Source organism: Halanaerobiales bacterium, from assembly GCA_035270125.1.
In the GTDB taxonomy this organism is placed as follows: domain Bacteria; phylum Bacillota; class Halanaerobiia; order Halanaerobiales; family DATFIM01; genus DATFIM01.
In genome coordinates, this window is sequence record DATFIM010000044.1 from 1 (window position 1) to 3579 (window position 3579).

Genomic DNA, 3579 nt, shown 5'->3' on the forward strand with positions numbered 1-3579 from the left:
CCAACAATTATCATATCATAATTTTCACTCATTTTATTTCCTCCCTGTATAATTATTTAATGCTTTTAATCCCACTACTAATTAAAGAATGATCTATAACCTGATAATCCTCCAGAATATCAGCTGGATATTCTTTTTCTATTTTATTTTTTTGAAATTGTTTTAATTTTTCTATTGCTTTTTCTATTGTTTTTAAGGACTCATAATTAAGCCCATTATCTTTTTCAATTAAAATTGAACGATAAGGATTTTGAGCAGGTTTTACACTTCCAGCTAAAGGATGGCTAATAAGATTATAACCTTTATGTATAAAATCTCTCACTTTAATCATTACTTGATCCAAATCATCACATAATTTTAATTTAATATCTAAGTCATTTCCTAGATTTTCATCTTCTATTTCTTTTTTTACTAATGGATTATTAGTTACTAGCAAATATTTGCTCACTTATTCCACCCTCTTATATTCTTTAATTAACAGACAAAATATTTTTAATTCTTTTATTTTTTTAAAATAACTAATAGTTTATGAACATTTTCACTAATTAAACAATTAAAAAAGAGCAGCAATGGTTAACTAAACCATTACTACTCTGTCTTTTTAACCTGAGAGATTATTCGGCTTAACCGAATTGCTCCTTCGGTATTAACTATTTTCCAGAGCTGTGTCAGAAAATGGTCCTTTTACCTGAAAGTTTCATTCCTGAATATGGTTTTTACAGAAATTTACCCCTTCGGTACCCAAAAAATTGGGTTTCTCCCATTTACTTCAGCCACAACTATTATTTGTTTGTTATTTTTTTAACATCATTTTCAATTAAATTATAACTAAACTTCTATGAATTGTCAACCAAAAATTAAAATATTTTTTTTATTCTAATACTTCTATCATTTCAGGCTGGAATGTACCCATAACTTTCAACCTAAAGTTCATAATTCTTATTAATAAAAAAGATAGAAAAAAGAATGTTAGGGAACCCAATATACCTGTAATTTCACCTGTACCATAACCCAATGTAGCTAGAGAAAAATTAGTTAAAAAATAACCCCCAATTAAACTAATAATAGGAAAAAGATAAACTATTAATGAAGCTAAAACTAAAGTCTTTTTGCCCAACTCCAATTTAACATAATTCCCCTCTTCGGCTCCCATGGTATTACTAACTTCTACATCTATTTCATCAGTTTCATGGCTGGTGCCCGCCATTCCACAATCTTTATCACATTTACTACAGGCAGAATTTCTAATAACTCTTACTAATACATTTTCTCCTCTTTTTTCAACAACCTGAGCTAACTCTTCCATTAATCTGCCTCCTTTCAAAATCAACTTTATATTTAGTTCTGTTATATTATAACTTAAAAAAATCAAAAAATCAATAAACTGAAAATGCAAAAGCCTCCATATTTCAGGAGGCTTAATAATAACAATCTTAAATTTACTTTACTACAATGTTAATTAGCTTTTTGGGTACAACAATTTCTTTAATTATTTCTTTTCCTGCAATGTATTCCTGTACTTTTTCTTCTTCTTTAGCTTTTTCCTTGAGATCTTCTTCAGAAATATCAGGACTAACATTAATTCTATCTCGTACTTTTCCATTAATTTGAATAACAATAGTAATCTCTTCTTTTTTAAGTGCTTTTTCTTTATAATCTGGCCAATCACATTCATGAATACTTCCTTCATAACCAATTTCATGCCACAATTCTTCAGTCATATGTGGGGCAAAAGGAGCAAGTAGAATAAGAATTTTATATAAACTTTCTTTAATAAGGTTATAATTTATATTTTCACCTTTGTTTAGATATTTATAAATTGTGTTTGTCAATTCCATTATTCTACTTATAGCAGTATTAAAACTGAGTCTTTCTCCTACATCTTCTGTAACATCTTTTATTGTTTGATGTAATTTTCTATATAATTCATTTTCCTGTTTATTAAATTTAGATACATCATATTCAATATTATCAATTTTAGTTAATTCCTGATAATTATCAGAAGCAATTCTCCAGACTCTATTAATAAATCTTTCTGCTCCTTCTACTCCTTCTTCATTCCATTCCAGATCTTTTTCTGGAGGAGCAGCAAAAAGCATAAATAGTCTGGTTACATCAGCTCCATATTTTTCAAGAATTTCTTTAGGGTCAACTACATTTCCTTTAGATTTTGACATTTTTGCTCCATCTTTTAGAACCATTCCCTGAGCTAACAAATTACTAAATGGTTCTTTATAAGAAACAAGATCCATATCATAAAGAACTTTAGTAAAGAAACGGGCATATAATAAATGGAGTATGGCATGCTCAATTCCACCAATGTATTGATCAACAGGCATCCAACTATCAGCTTTTTCTTTGCTAAAAGGTAATTTATCATTCTTAGAGTCAGCATAACGAAGGAAATACCAGGATGAATCAACAAAAGTATCCATAGTATCTGTTTCTCGGGTTGCCTCTCCCCCACATTTAGGACAGGTAGTATTTACAAAATCATCAACCTCTTTTAAAGGTGATTCACCTGTAGGTTTAAATTCAACATCATGAGGAAGCTCTACTGGTAATTCATCTTCTGGAATGGGTACAACTCCACAATTTTCACAATAAACTACAGGAATTGGAGTACCCCAATATCTCTGACGGGAAATAAGCCAATCTCTAAGACGGTAATTTTTTTCACGATGGCCAATACCATTTTCTTCAAAATAATCAGCTATCTCCTCAAATGCTTCCTCAACACTTAAACCATTATATTCACCTGAGTTTATCAAATGACCATCTTCAGAATAGGCTTCTTCAAGATCTTCCTCTTTTAGTTCTTTTTCTCTATCTTCAGGTTGAATTACAGGTGTAATAGAAATATCATATTTTTTAGCAAAATCAAAGTCACGTTGATCATGTGCCGGAACAGCCATAATAGCTCCTGTTCCATAACTCATTAGAACATAATTACCAATCATAATTGGAATCTTTTTACCAGTCATTGGATTTATTGCATATTCACCGGTAAACATACCTTCTTTTTCTGACTCAGAAGAAGTTCTTTCCTCTTCTTCTTCATTTTTTACTTTTTCCACAAAATTCTCTAGTTCTTCTTTTTTATCACTATTTTTTATAAATTTATCAACTAAAGGATGTTCAGGAGCCAAAACCATATAAGTAGCACCATATATAGTATCAGGTCTTGTTGTAAAAACATCCATTTCTTCATCATAATCTGCAACCTGAAACTTAATTCTTGTTCCTTCACTCCTGCCAATCCAATTTTTTTGCATTAACTTAACTCTTTCAGGCCATTCCTCTAAAATGTCAATATCATCTAAAAGTCGATCAGCATACTCTGTTATCTTAAAAAACCACTGTTCTAATTCCTTTTTCTCAACCTTAGTACCACATCTTTCACAGGCTTCATTTACTACCTGCTCATTGGCAAGAACTGTTTCACAACTTGGACACCAATTTACAGCTGATTCATCTTTATAAGCAAGTCCTTTTTCATACATTTTCAAAAACAACCATTGATTCCATTCATAATAGTCTTTACTGGCAGTAACAACTTCACGATTCCAGTCATAACTT

3 protein-coding genes and 1 riboswitch are annotated in these 3579 nt (G+C 30.4%); all 3 genes read right to left on the reverse strand.

The window, feature by feature from the left end:
* Positions 1–52: 52 nt before the first annotated feature.
* Positions 53–448, reverse strand: coding sequence for a GrdX family protein (locus VJ881_02195; GenBank protein ID HKL74852.1), 396 nt, complete (start codon positions 446–448; stop codon positions 53–55).
* A gap of 218 nt (positions 449–666) precedes the next feature.
* A riboswitch (glycine riboswitch) is annotated at positions 667–773 on the reverse strand.
* 98 nt (positions 774–871) lie between these two features.
* The gene (locus VJ881_02200; protein HKL74853.1) at positions 872–1306 is read right to left on the reverse strand and encodes a SoxR reducing system RseC family protein; all 435 of its coding nucleotides are present in this window, start codon (positions 1304–1306) and stop codon (positions 872–874) included.
* Between the two features lie 133 nt (positions 1307–1439).
* A partial coding sequence (gene leuS, locus VJ881_02205) for a leucine--tRNA ligase (protein ID HKL74854.1) occupies positions 1440–3579 on the reverse strand: 2140 nt, incomplete at its 5' end.

What these genes read in the sequence shown, in the direction of transcription:
- VJ881_02200 (HKL74853.1), bottom strand. Translation starts at nt 1,306, where the DNA reads ATGGAAGAGTTAGCTCAGGTTGTTGAAAAAAGAGGAGAAAATGTATTA.